The 17,448-nt window shown below is 55.7% G+C and carries 16 protein-coding genes; 14 read left to right on the forward strand and 2 right to left on the reverse strand.

All coding sequences use genetic code 11. The features are described 5' to 3' along the window. Positions 1 to 166: 166 nt before the first annotated feature. On the reverse strand, positions 167 to 2,449 hold the full coding sequence (locus tag SANT_RS21030) for a hypothetical protein (protein ID WP_158500176.1): 2,283 nt from the start codon (positions 2,447 to 2,449) through the stop codon (positions 167 to 169). Between the two features lie 589 nt (positions 2,450 to 3,038). Beyond that, on the reverse strand, positions 3,039 to 5,345 hold the full coding sequence (locus tag SANT_RS23095) for an NEL-type E3 ubiquitin ligase domain-containing protein (protein ID WP_081730524.1): 2,307 nt from the start codon (positions 5,343 to 5,345) through the stop codon (positions 3,039 to 3,041). A gap of 622 nt (positions 5,346 to 5,967) precedes the next feature. Between SANT_RS23095 and phnF the strand changes: the two genes are divergently transcribed. The 14 genes from phnF to phnE (SANT_RS21105) all read left to right on the forward strand — a co-directional run bounded on the left by phnF (position 5,968) and on the right by phnE (SANT_RS21105) (position 17,273). Next, a complete protein-coding gene (phnF, locus tag SANT_RS21040; protein WP_025424193.1) occupies positions 5,968 to 6,687 on the forward strand; it encodes a phosphonate metabolism transcriptional regulator PhnF in 720 nt (239 codons plus the stop codon). Continuing rightward, the gene (gene phnG / locus SANT_RS21045; protein ID WP_025424194.1) at positions 6,688 to 7,137 is read left to right on the forward strand and encodes a phosphonate C-P lyase system protein PhnG; all 450 of its coding nucleotides are present in this window, start codon (positions 6,688 to 6,690) and stop codon (positions 7,135 to 7,137) included. After that, complete coding sequence (gene phnH / locus SANT_RS21050; RefSeq protein WP_025424195.1) at positions 7,134 to 7,709, forward strand: phosphonate C-P lyase system protein PhnH; 576 nt, start codon at positions 7,134 to 7,136, stop codon at positions 7,707 to 7,709. Before phnG ends, phnH begins: the two co-directional genes overlap by 4 nt. Then, positions 7,709 to 8,782, forward strand: a complete 1,074-nt coding sequence (locus SANT_RS21055) for a carbon-phosphorus lyase complex subunit PhnI (RefSeq protein WP_025424196.1) — start codon at positions 7,709 to 7,711, stop codon at positions 8,780 to 8,782. Before phnH ends, SANT_RS21055 begins: the two co-directional genes overlap by 1 nt. Continuing rightward, the gene (locus SANT_RS21060; RefSeq protein WP_025424197.1) at positions 8,775 to 9,620 is read left to right on the forward strand and encodes an alpha-D-ribose 1-methylphosphonate 5-phosphate C-P-lyase PhnJ; all 846 of its coding nucleotides are present in this window, start codon (positions 8,775 to 8,777) and stop codon (positions 9,618 to 9,620) included. The genes SANT_RS21055 and SANT_RS21060 overlap by 8 nt, the downstream gene beginning before the upstream one ends. Next, positions 9,617 to 10,378 carry a phosphonate C-P lyase system protein PhnK gene (gene phnK / locus SANT_RS21065; RefSeq protein WP_025424198.1) on the forward strand — a complete coding sequence of 254 codons (762 nt, stop codon included), beginning with the start codon at positions 9,617 to 9,619 and terminating at the stop codon, positions 10,376 to 10,378. Before SANT_RS21060 ends, phnK begins: the two co-directional genes overlap by 4 nt. A gap of 58 nt (positions 10,379 to 10,436) precedes the next feature. Further along, positions 10,437 to 11,141 (forward strand): phosphonate C-P lyase system protein PhnL, encoded by a 705-nt coding sequence (gene phnL / locus SANT_RS21070; RefSeq protein ID WP_025424199.1) that lies wholly within the window; start codon positions 10,437 to 10,439, stop codon positions 11,139 to 11,141. Then, the gene (gene phnM, locus SANT_RS21075; protein ID WP_025424200.1) at positions 11,138 to 12,274 is read left to right on the forward strand and encodes an alpha-D-ribose 1-methylphosphonate 5-triphosphate diphosphatase; all 1,137 of its coding nucleotides are present in this window, start codon (positions 11,138 to 11,140) and stop codon (positions 12,272 to 12,274) included. Before phnL ends, phnM begins: the two co-directional genes overlap by 4 nt. Continuing rightward, positions 12,274 to 12,816, forward strand: a complete 543-nt coding sequence (gene phnN, locus SANT_RS21080) for a ribose 1,5-bisphosphokinase (RefSeq protein ID WP_025424201.1) — start codon at positions 12,274 to 12,276, stop codon at positions 12,814 to 12,816. The genes phnM and phnN overlap by 1 nt, the downstream gene beginning before the upstream one ends. Next, entirely contained in the window at positions 12,807 to 13,559 is a 753-nt protein-coding gene (phnP, locus tag SANT_RS21085; RefSeq protein ID WP_025424202.1) for a phosphonate metabolism protein PhnP, read from the forward strand. Before phnN ends, phnP begins: the two co-directional genes overlap by 10 nt. Before the next feature lie 103 nt (positions 13,560 to 13,662). Further along, a complete protein-coding gene (phnC, locus tag SANT_RS21090) occupies positions 13,663 to 14,496 on the forward strand; it encodes a phosphonate ABC transporter ATP-binding protein (protein WP_025424203.1) in 834 nt (277 codons plus the stop codon). A gap of 29 nt (positions 14,497 to 14,525) precedes the next feature. Then, the gene (gene phnD, locus SANT_RS21095; RefSeq protein WP_025424204.1) at positions 14,526 to 15,455 is read left to right on the forward strand and encodes a phosphonate ABC transporter substrate-binding protein; all 930 of its coding nucleotides are present in this window, start codon (positions 14,526 to 14,528) and stop codon (positions 15,453 to 15,455) included. A gap of 55 nt (positions 15,456 to 15,510) precedes the next feature. Continuing rightward, entirely contained in the window at positions 15,511 to 16,377 is an 867-nt protein-coding gene (gene phnE / locus SANT_RS21100) for a phosphonate ABC transporter, permease protein PhnE (RefSeq protein ID WP_025424205.1), read from the forward strand. Continuing rightward, entirely contained in the window at positions 16,374 to 17,273 is a 900-nt protein-coding gene (gene phnE, locus SANT_RS21105; protein ID WP_025424206.1) for a phosphonate ABC transporter, permease protein PhnE, read from the forward strand. Before phnE (SANT_RS21100) ends, phnE (SANT_RS21105) begins: the two co-directional genes overlap by 4 nt. Positions 17,274 to 17,448: the final 175 nt, after the last annotated feature.

The raw sequence follows: 17,448 nt of genomic DNA on the forward strand, positions 1-17,448 counted from the left end.
CGCTGCTCTGCCTGAACGGCCAATGCATTTCCTCGATTGGTAAACTTTTAGCCCACCTACCGGATCCCCTTCTTGCCCTCCTCATTGGGCAAGGAAAGGATCCAAGGCGTGCTTGTTAGGATACCTTAATCCTGATGCTGTCGACCGGAAGGCATATTGGCTCGTTTCAACCGCCCTGTTTTTTCTTTTGCGGTGGCACTATCGTTTGGTAGTAAACACTATTCGCGGTGAGGTAGCCGTTAGTTTTTTCCCAAGCGATTGCTAAGGCGTTATCAAGGGCCTTTCCGCATTCGGTACCCTGGTAAAGAGCTCTAAACGCTTCGTAATCGGAAATAAACCCGTTCAAGTGGCTTTTATTATCATTAGCGTTTCCGACCTTAATCCCTTTTAAATTGGCTACCCAAAGGGCTTCGTGAATGGAGTGGCCGCCGTCATAATTCATAAACATAATTGTGCCAAGCAAACCCATGCGTAAATCAATATTTTCCTTTTTTTTGATCAGTTCTTTGATCACTGAAAGCATAATGCCGGTAGAACCGGAAACGCCACCGGAGTAAGGTAATCCATGGCGCAAAGCCGTTTTCACCGCAGGGTACTTGGCGAGCAGGCGACTTGCGGGAATACGATAGTGATTACAGGGTCGACGTTCGGCCGTCATTTTCTCCGCGTCGCTGACCGCAGGAGGCTGATAACGCAGGGTTATGCCCGCGGCGGGTGTGGGAAGAACGTTGGCTTCGGCGCAGGCCCTATCTTCAACCGTGCGGCCAGTACGTGGCTTGATATACCAGCGGTAGCTTAAATTTGTCATAATCTGCCAAGGTTTATGCTCTGCTATGGGAAGATCGTTAGTGGCGTTGAAAAGTTTTACCGTTAAGTAGGGAATGGCAATGCAGTGCTCACCCGTTTTGATTTCAGAGCGAAGTATCTTTTGCACTTCTTCAACGTATGCCGGCCATGCAAACGCCGGGTGAGATAAATGTTCCATGGCGGGAAAGGTTTTGAACCAAAATCGTCTATCTTGCACGATTTGGTTATGCAGCTTTTTCAGTACCGTCTGCTGCTGATCGGGGAGTAAATGCTCAAGATAGGAAGAATAATACCGTGCTATGGTCGTCATGGCGGCGACGACTTCAGCAGGGGGGTTAACGACAAGTTGTGCTATCCAGTTTGTGTCAAACACCCGGCCATAAATATTGTCATGCAGACGGGTGGCATGCAGACCCGCCTCCGATTTTGGCAGCTGGTCCAATAAGCATGGGGTGCCGCCTTTGCGTTTTGTAGCAGCTTTATCGGCTAGGGCCGCCAATCCTGCATGGCGCAGTATCCGACTGTCGTTTATCAACGAAGCACGTGTTGAACGAAGCGTAAGTTCCTTGTGATGTAAATAGCGCTCTTGGTGTTGGTAAAGCAACTGCTTAACCAACAGCCTTAAATTATAGGTTAACTGGCCAGCAGCGTGGCGCAAAAAGCCCATCCACAGAAATGAGACCTCGGTGGGCGTTTTATAGGTCTCCTCAAGATTGATCGTCGTTGGCGGCGCCTTCCTGTACTTTTCTATCAAATTAGTAAGGAGATGGGAACTGACTGTTTTTATGTTCCCCGCCGTTAGGACGTCGTCAGCCAAATCAACCTCGGGATGGGATGTTACATAGCCTTTGATTTCCGCAAGGCCGTGTAAATAGGCGGCTGCTTTGGCGGCGTTTTGCCGCATCTGCGCTGAGTGATGAAGCTGATGTTTATCCGCAAACGTAAAGATAGGATGGCCTGAGGGTGTATCTTGCAAAACCAGAATAGCCGTGTCTGGGGTCTTGGGCGGAATTGCATGCGCAATCTGTGTGAAGGTTGCACATTCAATGACCGCATTGACCTTAAATCTCGCCAAATTTGCCAATCTGACCATCGCCGAATTATGTAGTGTGGTGCCAGGATGGGCGATGTTTTGTTGTGCTAAAAAGACTTGCAGGTCAGCAAAAAACAACCCATTAAGGTGTCCAGGCTTACCGTAAGCTAAGTTTCCTGTCTGCTGCTCACCGGCTGTTATGTTAGCAGGCGTGACCTCACCGTTCAGTATTTTTCCAAGAGAACACGTTGTTTGCAGTATCTCCGCAATGGTGAAGGCAATGTTCCAACTGCCGTTGGGATTCTCAGTGATGACGGCTTGAAAATTGTCTTGATACGCTTTTCCTGCCATGGTGCTCAGGTGGTGGAAAGCTTTTATCTTTTGCAGTACTTTTTGCGGCTCAGAGGTATCATCATGATGAATTAGATCGTAAAGGTGGGATAGCGCTTCTGCTTTTCTGGTGCCACAAAACCAGTCTTTGATTTTATCCCATAAGCCCATTGCCGTGGCGTCGGCTTTGGTTTTTGCTGTCTTGATATGATTTATCCTTGCATCGCTAATCGTTCTATATATCGACGAATAAGTCTCACTTTTAATCAGCATTGCCATGTCGTATGCCCTCATCAGAATTAATTTGCGATGAAACCCTTCCAAATTGCATACATTGCTTATCATAAAAAATAATCTTTAAGCGGCGCGGGTTGCGCTTCTTAAACCCATAGGGACCCTTCGGCTGTTCTGCAACCTTTGGTTTTATCATCCGGGTTAGCGTATTTCTCTCAATGCTGTCGCGATGCTGTCTGCCAATACAGCAGCGTAGACGCTATTTATTGTCGATGTTATTACCTCCTCATTGGTGTAATGCCATGTGTAAGAAGATACGCGCATTGTCACTCGCGTGTGTGCGGGCTATCGAATTTGCATGCAAATAGGGTAAAAACATGAGTCCCTGTGCGATATAAAGCGGAAAACCGCTCAACGCGTTGAGCGGTTAAAGGAAGGCGGCATGCCGCGTAAAGAGGTTAGCCAGTCCGAAACCTGTCGCCATGCGGGGAAAGTAAGGCAAGGAAGTCGAGGATTTTTCGCCAAGCGTTGCGCTCGAACTACAATTGCGCTTGGTATGTCCCCGCTAACGCTCGTTAAGTCACATTCCGCGCATTTTAAGGGAGGTGCGAGTATGGAGCGCGCTCCACACGCCTTAGGCCAAAGACAGGCCTTGGCGCTCAAGGAATGCCGTTGTGAGCTGGCCCATGATGTCTCGTTCAAGGTTGCGTTTGATCTCAATGCCATATTGGCGCGATGCGTCGTCATCGTCTGCCAAATCAACAGCGTTTAACCGTGCTTCCAGCGTCCGGTGGAATTCATCGCCCATGGCCGCCTGTAGCTTGTCACGCGCTTCTTGATAATGCGTGGGATCCAGTCGTTCAAGCACGGCCTGCCACGGTTGCCACTCCGTCGAAAGATAATGGAAAAAATCTTTCTCCTCGTGGCGTTTAACCCGTTCCTTCGCGCTTGCCAAATCTGCTTCCGTAACCCAGGAGACCTCAAAAAAACGCATATCCTGAGTGTCCAGCGGCAGGGATAACGCGTCGCGAAGCTTTATTTGATAGGCCAGGTAGACTTCAATTTCATCCACGAAGTTTAAAGAGCGTGCTTTTTCCCTGGCGATAATATTGAGGCTCTCCAATCTGAACAGCCCCTTAGCCCGTTCAATCAATTCGGGTAGGTGTTCATCATAACGTCCCGTTTCGACTTCATTAGACAACATCAGCATTTTCATTTCATTGTAGGCTAGCGACACCCGGTCTTCACAGCTGAGCGCCGCTTCTTCGGCAATTTGGAATGTGAGGATGCGTAATGCCTGGCGGTCTTCGCCTGCCAACTGAACCAGCCAGGCCGATATGGCCTGCTTAAAGTCGGGATTGCCATAGTTAACGGTGCGGGATAAGCGATCCAAGAAAAGAGCGAACGCGCGGGCGCCCGGTTCTGCTTCGATCACATCCCAGCGTTCAACTGCCTGCGCCCCCCACGTAGAAACGCATTCACGCAGCGTACGGATAGGGTACTCCGGAAGTGTGGTTGTCATGGAAAACACAATCCGCGGCCCTCGGTAATCTTTCGCGTTATGTATTTGCGTAAGCCGATACAGCTCCTCTAAAGAGAAAAAATTATCTCTCACATCCAAACAGGTTTGGCGTGGCAGCGTTTCCAACCCTGCTGATAAACGAGTTAATTGATTGTGCGACACGTCAAGAAGTAGCAAGCTGGGCGGCAGATTGACCGGTAAATGGCGGATCCGGTTATGACCGGCATTCAACCGCAAGAGCAAGGGCGGCAGATTTTCCGACAGACAGGTTAGCTGATTATTATTGACTGAGAGAGTGGCTAGCGCCAGCGGTAAGCGTTCTGGAAGGTGGGTAAGTTGATTGTATTGCACCAGCAGCTCATTCAACGACTGCGGCAAGTTTTCGGGCAGCGTCGTTAATGCCATCTCGCTGGCGCCCAGGTAGGTAAGATTAGGCGGCCAATTTTTCGGCAATGTGGCGCGCGGGTTGCAACTAATATCTAAGGAGGTGAGCTGTTGGGGCAAGTTTTCCGGTAATTCGGTCAATAGGGTATCGCCAATATCCAGCGAGTCTAGCTTGGGTGGCCACTTTTGCGGCAGTTGGCACAGCTGCGTGCCGCCGACGTTCAAGCGGTATAGCGAGGGCGGCAGGTTCTCTGGCAGTTGCGTCAGCGGGTTAGCGCTAACTTCCAAAGCCTCCAGTCGTGGCGGCAGCGTCTCCGGTAGATGAGTCAGCCTGTTGCAGCTAACGCTGAGCGTATAGAGTGTAGACGGCAGCGTTGTTGGCAGGGAAGTAAGTGAATTTTGATTGGCACTCAGCTTGGTCAGCGTTGATGGCAGGCTGGCGGGAAGCTGCTTCAGTTGGTTATCATTGACGATTAGCGATCGTAATGCGGGCGGTAGTTTCTTCGGCAAACTCGTCAGCCTATTTTCGCTGGCAATCAGCGAGCAGAGCTCCGGCGGTAGAGTCTCCGGCAGACGAGTCAGCTGGTTATTACTGACATCCAGCACTTTCAGTGAGGGGGTGAGATCTTTCGGCAGGGAAGTGAGCGAATTATAGCTGATATTCAGCAGGGCGAGTTGAGGGGGAAGTTTTTTCGGCAGAGAGGACAAACTGTTATTGCTGGCATCCAGCTGGTCGATCTTGAGCGGCAGATTTTGCGGCAGCTGGGTCAGTTGGTTATAGCTTATCTGCAACGACGTGATGTTAGGCGGCAATTTCTCCGGTAAGCTCGTGAGTGACAGAGACGTTAAATCCAACTCCTCGGCGTCAGTCCTTAGACATTCTATCAGTCTCTTGACCGCAATCCCCCGTTCTTCCCCCGTGCCTTGGCCGCGTTGTTCCCACGTTCTCCACTCACGATAAAGCATTGGATTTGCCCAGTCCGACCTTATGGCTCGATTAAATGGCTTAACGATATAAGAATGAATAATATGCATGTTTAACTCCTGTTGGCGGGGGCGCCAGGAATGGCCCCCTCAGTCGGGAAATAACTTTGTTCGTCCCTGAGTGACCCTCAACGTCAATAGGGCCTGCTTGAGAAATACGATATTAACGCGCACCAGGAAGAGGCTTCTCTCTGTTATGGCTGAGTGGGCGAGAAATTCGGTGCGATCGCGTTTATCGAGCGAAGCCGATATTATAAGTCTTTTTGCCGAGATTTATTGTTGGCATTCTCTCATTCGACGTTAATTGAGCGAATTTAAAAAACGCTATTGAGAGATAATAAGGGGAATTGAGAAATCATATTTCATAAATTTATTCTGATTCATTTTATGTATTATAATTTCTTGATTTCTTAATTAATAAAATACCGTCGCTTTTGCTGATATCCATTAATAGCGTATCTCAGGCGCGTTTCATCCCCCCGAAGCAATCTTGGCGATGGACACCGAAAATGCGCATTATGCTTTTAGGGGCTGTTGTCGCCTACGATGTCGTTTCATCCCTTCATCACCCAACCGTCATTGCGCCGTCATAAACCCAGGCCATGCTGAGGCACAGTTCTAGGCGCCGGGAAAATGACCGGCGTCCCTTGCTCAAGGCGGCGGGAATTTTTTTATGATGAACTTATCTAGACATCCGACCACACGTTACCAAGCTATTGCCAGCCAACTTGAAAACGAATTACATAGCCATTACCGCTGCGGCGAATATCTGCCTTCGGAATCGCAGCTTGCCGCGCGTTTCGCCGTTAACCGGCACACGCTGCGCCGAGCTATCGAAGAGTTGGTGAACAAAGGCCTCGTTCAGCGCCGGCAGGGCGTCGGCATCTTGGTGTTGATGCGCCCGTATAATTATCCGCTGCACGCACAGGCCCGCTTTAGCCAAAATTTGTTGGAGCAGGGGAGTCATCCCACCAGCGAGCGCCTTCTGGCGGTGCTGCGCCCCTGCCATGCCGATGTCGCCGCCGCGCTGGCTTGCAAAGAGGGGGAGAACGTCATACACCTGCGCACGCTGCGCTGCGTTAACGGTATCCCGGTCTGCGTTATTAACCATTATCTCCCCGATCTCAGCTGGTGGCCCGCGCTACAGCGCTTCAATCAAGGGTCTCTGCACGATTTCATTCATCGAGAACTTGGCCACTCTCTCAGCCGCCATCAGACGCGTATTAGCGCCCGTCGCGCAGATGCGCAGGTCAGTAAACTGCTGACGATTTCGTTGCAGTCGCCGCTTTTATGCATTCGCACCCTCAACACATTATCCGGCAGCAGGAGGATGGCGGAGTATTCCGTCAGTCTGACGCGTGCCGACATGATCGAACTCACCTTGGAGCATTAAATGGACGCACCCGAAGCCCGTCAACGCTGGATGTCGGTGCTGGCGCACAGCCGGCCAGAACGCCTGCGTCATCACTGGCAACCTCTCAATATCACACCGCGCTACCAACGGCTGCGCGCGCCGGAAACAGGACTGACCCGTTTGCAGGCGCGCATGGGGGGGACCGGTCGACGTTTTGTTCTTGGCGACGCCACGATAACGCGGGCGGTGATACGTTTGGATGACGGGACTTGCGGGTATAGCTACATCCTGGGCCGCGATAAAGATCATGCCGAACTTTGCGCGCTGATTGACGGGCTATTGCAGCAGCAGAGCGACGCCCTAGAGCTTTACCGCCGGGTTATTGCGCCGCTGGCGGCCGAACAGGCCGAGCAGCGCAGTTTGCGCGCCCGCGAAATCGCCAGCAGCCGCGTCGACTTCTTTACGCTCGTCAGGGGGGAAAACCCGTGACTTTACTCGCCGGTTTTTCCCGCCCGGTGGCGGACGCACAGAGCACCTTTCGCCGCGCTCTGAAAGCGCTCAGCGAACCGGGCACCCTTGTCACCCTGCCGACTATCGCCGCCTGGGGCTGCCTTTCGCCCGCCGCCACGGCGTTGTTGATGACATTGGTCGACAGAGAAACGCCGCTGTGGTTGGACCCCGAATTCCAGCAAGAGGACATCGTGAGCAATCTGCGTTTTCATACCGGCGCTGCGGTGACGGCGGCCTTTACTGCCCCTTTTGCCGTGCTGCATGTGGACAATCATCAACCCCTAAGCGCCTTTTCCGCCGGCAGCGCGCTGTCGCCGGAAGAGAGTACCACGGTAATCCTCGACCTGCCGTCCCTGCACGGCGGTGAGACGCTGCGGCTAAGCGGTCCCGGTATTCAGACCACACGGAATATCGCGCCGCGGTTGCCGAGTCGCGTGTTGAGTTACCTTCTCGATCGGCCGCAGCATTTTCCGCAGGGCAGTGATCTCATTCTCACGTCAGGTAGCCAATTGCTGGCGCTGCCGCGAACAACGCATGTGGAGGTGCACTGATGTACGTTGCGGTAAAAGGAGGGGAAAAAGCCATTGAAGCCGCCCATGCACTCCAGGCCGCGCTGCGGCGCGGCGAAGCCGGTGAACGGGAATTGGCTACCGACCAGATCGCGCAGCAACTGGGGCTGGCGGTCGATCGCGTGATGACGGAGGGCGGCGTTTACGACCCGGAGCTGGCCGCGCTCGCTATCAAACAGGCCAGCGGCGATTTGGTGGAAGCGATCTTTTTGCTGCGGGCCTACCGCACCACGCTGCCGCGGGTGGCAGACAGCCTGCCTCTCGACACCGGGCAAATGCGTCTCGAACGGCGCATCTCCGCCGTCTACAAAGATCTTCCCGGCGGGCAAGTCTTGGGCCCTACCTATGACTATAGCCACCGTCTACTCGACTTTACTCTGCTGGCGGAAGGGAAGACGCCCGCCTCGCCGCGGGCTGAGCAACCCTTGGATGCCTGTTCGCATATGTTTGACCTGATGACGGCGGAAGGATTGGCGGCGCATGAAGAGGACGACGGTAGCGAACCGCCCGATATCACCCGCCAGCCGCCCGCTTATCCGGCGCCGCGCGCCGCGCGATTGCAGCAGTTGGTGCGCGGCGATGAGGGTTTCCTGTTAGCGCTGGGCTACTCCACCCAGCGGGGCTATGGCCGCACCCACCCCTTCGCCGGTGAAATCCGCACCGGTTATGTCACCGTGCTCATCGCGCCCGAAGAGTTGGGCTTTTCGATAGAGGTGGGCGAATTATTGCTGACGGAATGTGAAATGGTGAACGGCTTTACCGCACCGGAAGAAGAACCGCCGTTCTTCACCCGCGGTTACGGCCTGGTGTTCGGCCGCGCCGAGCGTAAAGCCATGGCGATGGCGCTGGTGGATCGGGCGCTGCAAACCGGCGAATACCAGGAGCGTATCACCAGTCCGGCGCAGGATGAGGAGTTTGTCCTCTCCCATGCCGACAACGTGGAAGCGGCCGGCTTCGTTGCGCACCTAAAGTTGCCGCACTATGTCGATTTCCAGGCGGAGCTGGAGTTAGTCAAGCGGCTGCGCAAGGCGTACCAGGAGAACGATCGTGACTGAACTGAGTGGTTACAACCCCGGCTATCTGGATGAACAAACCAAACGCGCTATCCGTCGCGCCATCCTTAAAGCGGTGGCGATCCCGGGGTATCAGGTGCCGTTTGGCGGGCGGGAAATGCCGATGCCCTACGGCTGGGGGACGGGGGGCATCCAGCTCACCGCGAGCGTCATCGGCGAGCAGGATGTGTTGAAGGTTATCGACCAGGGGGCGGATGACACCACGAATGCGGTATCGATCCGACGCTTTTTCCAGCGGGTCAGCGGCGCCAACACCACCGAAAGCACGCGCCAGGCGACGCTTATTCAGACGCGGCATCGCATTCCGGAAACGTCCTTGACGGAGGATCAAATTCTGATTTTCCAAGTACCGATCCCCGAGCCGCTGCGGTTTATCGAACCCAGGGAAACCGAAACCCGCAATATGCATGCGCTGGAAGAGTACGGCATCATGCAGGTGAAACTGTATGAAGATATCGCCCGCTTCGGCCATATCGCCACCACGTATGCCTATCCGGTCAAGGTTAACGACCGCTATGTGATGGATCCGTCGCCCATTCCGAAATTCGATAATCCCAAAATGCACATGATGCCCGCGCTGCAACTGTTTGGCGCCGGCCGTGAAAAACGTATCTACGCGCTACCGCCTTACTGCAAGGTGGAAAGCCTGGATTTTGACGATCATCCGTTCGATGTTCAACGGTGGGAAGCGCCCTGCGCGCTCTGCGGCTCACGCCAGAGCTACCTTGATGAAGTGGTGATGGATGACCAGGGCACCCGACTGTTTGTCTGTTCCGATACCGATTATTGCCACCAGCAACAAGAGGCGAAGCAAGCATGACTACGGAACAACCGCTGCTAACGGTGGATCATCTGACGCACCTGTATGCGCCGGGTAAAGGGTTTAGCAATGTGTCCTTCAATCTCTATCCCGGCGAGGTGTTGGGCATCGTAGGGGAGTCGGGCTCCGGTAAAACGACGCTGCTGAAAGCGATATCGGCGCGGCTGACGCCTCAGCAGGGGAGCATTTGCTATCAGGGTCGCGATCTCTATGCCATGAGCGAAAGCGATCGTCGGCGTTTGCTGCGCACCGAATGGGGCGTGGTGCATCAGTACCCGATGGATGGCCTGCGCGCTCAGGTGTCCGCCGGCGGCAACATCGGCGAGCGTCTGATGGCGGTGGGTGAACGGCATTACGGGCAGATTCGCGCGAAAGCCGGTCAATGGCTGCAGGATGTCGAGATCCCGCTGGCGCGGTTAGATGACCTGCCAGGCACCTTCTCCGGCGGGATGCAGCAACGTTTGCAGATTGCCCGCAACCTCGTTACCCACCCCAAACTGGTGTTTATGGATGAACCGACCGGTGGTCTGGATGTGTCCGTCCAGGCGCGTCTGCTCGACCTGCTGCGCGGCCTGGTGCGCGATCTTGATCTGGCAGTGGTGATTGTGACTCACGACCTGGGTGTTGCCCGCCTGCTGGCGCATCGTCTGCTGGTGATGAAGCAGGGTGTGGTGGTGGAAAGCGGCCTGACCGATCGCGTGCTGGACGATCCCCATCATCCGTACACGCAACTGTTGGTGTCGTCCGTATTGGGGTAGCGCCCATCGATAACACGCTCAGGGGCAACGCTCACCCCGTCTGGCTCAGGAAAAACACATGAAAACAATGTTGCGCGTTGGAAATCTGTCGAAAACCTTTGTGCTGCACAATCAGGGCGGCGCGGTGCTGCCGGTGTTGCAGGACGCCAGTTTCGAGGTCGCGGCCGGCGAGTGTGTCGTGCTGCATGGCCACTCCGGCAGCGGTAAATCGACCCTGCTGCGCTCGCTGTACGCAAATTATCTCCCCGATAGCGGCCATATCTGGGTAAACGATCGGGGCGATTGGACCGATTTGGTCGCCGCGCCCGCGCGTCAGATCTTGCGCCTGCGCCGCGAGACAGTCGGCTGGGTTAGCCAATTTCTGCGGGTTATTCCGCGCATTTCCGCCCTCGATATTGTGATGCAACCGCTATTAGAACGCGGTGTCGACCGCGAAGAGAGCGATGCGCGGGCCAGGACGCTGCTGACGCGACTGAATGTGCCTGAACGGCTGTGGAGTCTGGCGCCGTCGACGTTTTCCGGCGGTGAACAGCAACGCGTCAATATCGCCCGCGGTTTTATTGCCGAGTCCCCGATCCTTTTGCTGGATGAACCCACCGCCTCCCTTGACAGCGTCAACAGCGCCGCGGTGGTAACCCTCATTGAAGAGGCGCGCGCACGTGGCGCCGCCATTGTCGGCATCTTTCATGATAACGCGGTCCGCGAGCGTATCGCCAATCGTTTATACGTGTTACAGCCAGTGGCTCAGGAGGCCGCGGTATGATCATCAATAATGTCCAGCTGATACTGAAAGATGAGGTCGTCAAAGGCTCGTTATCGGTCCAACAGGGCGTGATACAGGCGTTTTCGGATACCGGCAGTCAACTTCCGCAGGCCATCGATGGCGAAGGCGGCTGGCTAATGCCGGGAATGGTGGAACTGCACACCGATAATCTGGATAAATTTTTCACCCCGCGGCCGAAGGTAGACTGGCCGGCCCATTCGGCGATGAGCAGTCACGATGCGCTGATGATTTCAAGCGGCATCACCACGGTGCTCGATGCCATTGGCGTCGGCGATGTGCGCGACGGCGGTCATCGTATGGAAAATCTGGCAAAAATGCTTCAAGCGATCCGCTATAGCAACCGGCACGGCCTGAATCGCGCTGACCATTTGGTGCATCTGCGCTGTGAATTGCCCCATGACTCCACGCTCGGGCTGTTTGAACAGTTGAAAACGCTGGAGGAGCTGGCCCTGGTTTCGCTGATGGATCACTCGCCGGGGCAGCGGCAGTATGTGTCGCTTGAGAAATATCGCGACTATTTTCAGGGGAAGTACGGCCTGAGCGAGGCGCAGATGATCGCTTTTGAACACGAGCAATTGGCGCTGGCCGAACGTTGGTCGCAGCCTAACCGCCTGGCGATTGCCGCATTGTGCCGGGCGCAAGGCATTCCGGTCGCCAGCCATGACGACGCCACCGAGGCCCATGTGGATGAATCCCATGCGGTGGGCAGCGTGATAGCGGAATTCCCCACCACCCTGGAGGCGGCGACGGCGTCGCGCCAACGCGCCATGAAAGTGTTAATGGGCGCGCCAAACATCGTGCGCGGCGGATCGCATTCCGGTAACGTTGCCGCCGCCGAGCTCGCCGCCCACGGGCTGCTGGACATACTTTCCTCAGATTACTACCCGGCCAGCCAGTTGGATGCCGCATTCCGCATCGCCTTCGCCGAGGATAATCCTTACGATCTGCCGGCCGCCGTTGCGCTGGTGACGCGCAATCCGGCGCAAGCGATTGGGCTTGAGGATCGCGGTGTGGTGGCCGAAGGCAAGCGAGCCGACCTGCTGCTGGTGAAGGCTCATCGGCAACATGTGCATGTGCAACGCGTCTGGGCGCAGGGGCGGGCGGTTTATTGATGGCCCGGCTCATCTGGCTGATGGGCGCATCCGGCGCCGGCAAAGACACGCTATTGCACATGTTGCGCGCTAGCGCGCCGCCGGGACTGTTGGTGGCGCACCGCTATATTACCCGCGCGGCGGATGCCGGCGGGGAGAACCACATCGCATTGAGCGAAGCGGAATTCCACCGCCGCCAAAAGGCGGGATTATTTGCCATTCACTGGCAGGCGCACCGGCAGCATTATGCGCTGGGGATTGAGATTGATCTCTGGCTCGACCGTGGCCAAGACGTTGTGGTAAATGGTTCGCGTCTGCATCTGCCGGCGCTGACGCCCCGCTATGCTGGCCGGCTGCTGCCGGTCTGCCTCACGGTCTCGCGGCCGGTACTGGCGCAGCGCCTGCGTCAGCGCGGGCGTGAAGATGAGACGGCCATTAACGCGCGGCTGACGAGAGCGGATACCTCGATACCGCCAGGGTGTTATCAGATCAACAATGATGGGCCGCTTGACGACACCCTGACGGCGTTCCACTACGTATTGGAGCAAAGTCGATGCAACTGACGTTTCTCGGGACCGGCGATGTGCAGCAAGTGCCGGTATTTGGCTGTGATTGCGCGGCCTGCCTGCGCGCCCGGCAACAACCGGCGCTGCGCCGCACCGCTACCAGCGCACTGATTCGCTGTGATGACGACCTGATCTTACTGGATGCCGGCCAGACCCATCTTGAGCAGCGATTCGCGCCGGGGGAGATCACGCGCATCCTGCTAACGCACTATCATATGGATCATGTGCAGGGGCTGTTTGCGCTGCGCTGGGGGAGAGGTCAACGCATCCCGGTTTATGGACCTCCAGACGAGCAAGGGTGTGACGATCTCTACCGCCATCCCGGACTGTTGCACTTCGAGCCCTTCCTGACGCCGTTTGTACCGCTGACGTGGGGAGCGCTTACCCTGACGCCCGTCCCGCTAATCCATTCAAAGATCACTTACGGTTATCTCATCCGTTATCGCGATCAACAGCTGGCTTATCTTACCGACACGGTGGGATTACCGGATGAGACCGCCGAGTTTTTACAGCGGCAGCCGCTGACAATGGTGGTGCTGGACTGTAGCTACGCGCCGCGCGAAGCGATGCCGCGTAATCATAACGATATCACGCGCGCATTGGGCATTCATGCAAGGCTGCGACCGCAGCGCACCTGGCTGACGCATATCAGCCATGAAGTGGATAACTGGCTGATGCGTCATGCTTTACCTGCGGGCGTCCACGCCGCTTCCGACGGGCTGACGCTTACGTTGGCATAACCTGACGGCGCCTTTTTTTCATCATCTGTTTGTCATCAACGCTTCATCTGCGTCGCCCTTAATAAAGACCACCACAGGGTTTTTTTGAGCAACGGTAAAACTTATGGCACAGGCAATTTTACGACCCGTCCCCGCCGAGCAGGCCATGCCGGCGTGGTCACTGAAAAAAAAGGTGCTGGCGGTAAAAGGATTGGCCAAAGCCTATAACGCCCACGCGCGGGTATTGGACGAAATCCATTTTGATCTGCACGCCGGCGAGATGGTGGCGATCATCGGTCGCTCCGGCGCGGGCAAATCCACGCTGCTGCATACGCTCAACGGAACCATTACGGCGACGGCGGGGCAGATCATTCATCTGCGCGACGATGGCAGCCAACAGGATATTCTCACCCTCAGCCCCCGGCAGATGCGCCAGTGGCGCAGCGAGTGCGGCATGATTTTTCAGGACTTCTGTCTGGTTCCCCGCCTCGACGTGCTCACCAATGTCTTGCTGGGCCGCCTCAGCCAAACCGCCACGCTGAAGTCCTTTTTCAAGGTTTTCACCGATGAGGATCGCGCCCGCACCATAGGCCTGCTGGAGTGGCTAAACATGTTGCCGCAGGCGCTGCAACGCGCGGAGACCCTTTCCGGCGGCCAGATGCAGCGCGTGGCTATCTGCCGCGCGTTGATGCAAAACCCAAAAATATTGCTGGCGGACGAACCGGTGGCCTCGCTGGATCCGAAAAACACCCATCGCATTATGGACGTGCTGCGCCAGGTGAGTGAAAACGGCATTAGCGTGATGGTCAACCTCCATTCCGTCGAACTGGTGAAAACCTACTGCACGCGCGCCATTGGTATTGTAAAAGGCCGCATCGTGTTCGACGGTCATCCTTCCGAGCTTAACGAAAACATTCTTCATACCCTGTATGGCGAAGACATCATCCAACTTAACTAAACTAACTTTCACGGGAAACGGACGCAGCAATGAAAACACTCGTAACGTTCGCCGCGCTCATGGGCGGAATATTGATGTTCACCGCCGCTCGGGCCGAAACGCCAAAACAATTGAATCTGGGTATTCTGGGCGGTCAAAATGCGACACAGCAAATTGGCGATAACCAATGCGTGAAGACCTTTTTTGATAAAGAGCTGGGCACCGATACGCAATTACGTAATTCGTCCGACTATTCAGGGGTCATTCAGGGCCTACTGGGCGGCAAAGTTGATATGGTATTGAGCATGTCGCCGTCCTCCTTTGCGTCGGTCTATTTAAAAGATCCGCAGGCGGTGGATATTGTCGGTATCGCGACAGACGATACCGATAAGTCTACGGGTTACCACTCGGTCGTTATCGTCAAAGCGGATAGCCCCTATAAAAAATTGGAAGACCTGAAAGGAAAATCGTTCGGCTTGGCGGATCCCGATTCGACCTCGGGTTATCTCATCCCCAACCAGACTTTCCATAAAATGTTTGGCGGTAGCGCCGATGACAAATATAACGGCTTTTTCTCGAGCGTGACCTTTTCTGGCGGGCATGAGCAGGACATTCTGGGCGTGTTGAACGGGCAGTTTGAGGGCGCGGTAACCTGGGCTTCCATGATTGGTGATTACAATACCGGTTACACCAGCGGCGCCTTTGGTCGTCTGATGCGTATGGACCATCCCGATCTGATGAAACAGATCCGCATCATTTGGGAATCGCCGCTGATTCCCAATGGTCCCATTTTGGTGAGCAATAAGCTGCCTGCGGACTTCAAAACCAAATTGATCGCCGCTATTCACAAATTGGACACCGAGGATCACGGGTGTTTCGTGAAGGCGATGGGCGGTGCCCAGCACATCACGCCGGCGTCCGTGAAGGATTACGACAATATTATTGCGCTCAAGCGCGAGCTGATGAAAGGCGGTCGCTGATACGCCCTCCCGGCCCTCTCCCACACGGTGAGAGGGCAGTTGACAAGGTGGCTGTATGTCCCACGCACATTTTGAGCGCTACTATCAGCAGATCCGCGGTAGGCAGAAACGCGACGCGATTTTAAGCTCGCTTGTCCTTCTCGCGCTCTATGTCATCGCCGGTCATTATGCCGAATTCAGCGTCGCGGTAGTCTGGAAGGCGATTCCGCATCTGTTTGACTATCTCGGTGAAACGTTGCCGGTATTACATTGGCCTTTGCTGTTTGCCGACGGCCATACCGAAGGCTCGCTGGCGTATTGGGGTTATCGCCTGCACTACCAATTGCCGTTGGTGTGGGAAACGCTGAATCTGGCCCTCGCCGCCACGGTGTTGTCGGTCGCTATCGCCACCGTTCTGTCATTTTTGACGGCGGGCAATACCGGCTCGCATCCCATCGTGCGGTTTAGCGTGCGCGCGATCGTGGCGTTTATGCGCACAATGCCGGAACTGGCCTGGGCGGTGATGTTTGTGATGGCGTTCGGCGTGGGCGTTTTCCCAGGGTTTGTCGCGCTGGCGCTGCATACCGTGGGCAGTTTAACCAAGTTGTTTTATGAATCATTGGAAAGCGCGTCGTATAAGCCCGTGCGCGGTTTGGCCGCTTGCGGCGCCAGCCGTTGGCAATGCATGCGTTTTGGTCTTTGGCCGCAGGTGAAGCCGGCTTTTCTGTCTTACAGCTTCATGCGCCTGGAAATCAATTTCCGCCAATCCACCATTCTCGGTCTGGTCGGGGCGGGGGGGATAGGACAGGAGCTTATCAATAATATTAAGCTGGACCGCTACGATCAGGTGAGTCTCACCCTGCTGCTGATTATCGTGGTGGTGGCATTGCTGGACAACGTTTCCGGTATGATCCGTAAACGGGTGGTGGAGGGGAGGCAATGATTGTCGCCGCAGAATCGTCACAAATCGCATCAATGCGCCGTCAGCATCTGGCGCTATTTGCCGTGCAGGGCAGGTATTTACGGCGCGTGGGCCTGATTGCATTAGCGGTGGCGCTCTATTATGCGTTCTTTTTCTGGCGTTTTGGCATCAGTTGGGCACAGTTTGATAAAGGCATCTTCGATGTGGCCCGTTATTTCCTGCGGATGTTTGTCTGGCGGGACGTAGCAAATTGGCCGCTTGGCTACTATGTCACGCAGATCTTTATCACCCTCGCTATTGTCTTTGCCGGCACGCTGACCGCGACGGCGGTGGCGCTGCCGCTTTCGTTTCTGGCGGCGCGCAACGTCATGGCGGAAGTCAAGATGCGTCCAGTGGCCGTGGCGATGCGCCGTCTGCTGGATGTGATGCGTGGGATTGATATGGCCATTTGGGGGCTGATTTTTGTTCGCGCGGTGGGACTCGGCCCGCTGGCGGGGGTGTTGGCGATCGTCATGCAGGATATTGGCCTATTGGGCAAACTCTATGCGGAGGGGCATGAAGCGGTGGAGCGATCGCCGGGGAGGGGGTTGACGGCGGTGGGTGCCGGCGCGCTGCAAAAGCATCGCTTTGGTATTTTCACGCAATCCTTCCCGACCCTGCTCGCATTGAGTCTGTACCAGATGGAATCAAATACCCGTTCAGCCGCGGTGCTGGGTTTTGTCGGCGCCGGCGGCGTGGGGTTGGTGTATGCTGAAAATATGCGTTTGTGGAATTGGGACGTGGTGATGTTTATTACGCTGATTCTGGTGGCGGTGGTGATGACGATGGACGCCATGTCCTCCCGCTTGCGCAAGCGCTATATTGCCGGCCAGCCGATTCCCCTCTATGCCTCACAGACGGAACCCGGGGCGCAATAGCGCCGTGAAGCCGCCGTGGTGCCGGAGCAGTGCAGCGGGCAATAGCGCCCTTAATACCGGCAAGGCGGCGGAACAGTGCGGGGCGCAATAGCGCTCTTGATGCCGGCGTTGGGGCGAAGGAGGCCGGCGCGCCGCGGCGAAAAGGAGAGGAAAGAGCGACTCGCGCTTCGCCGCC

The sequence above is a fragment of the Sodalis praecaptivus genome, assembly GCF_000517425.1.
Taxonomy (GTDB): domain Bacteria; phylum Pseudomonadota; class Gammaproteobacteria; order Enterobacterales; family Enterobacteriaceae; genus Sodalis_A; species Sodalis_A praecaptivus.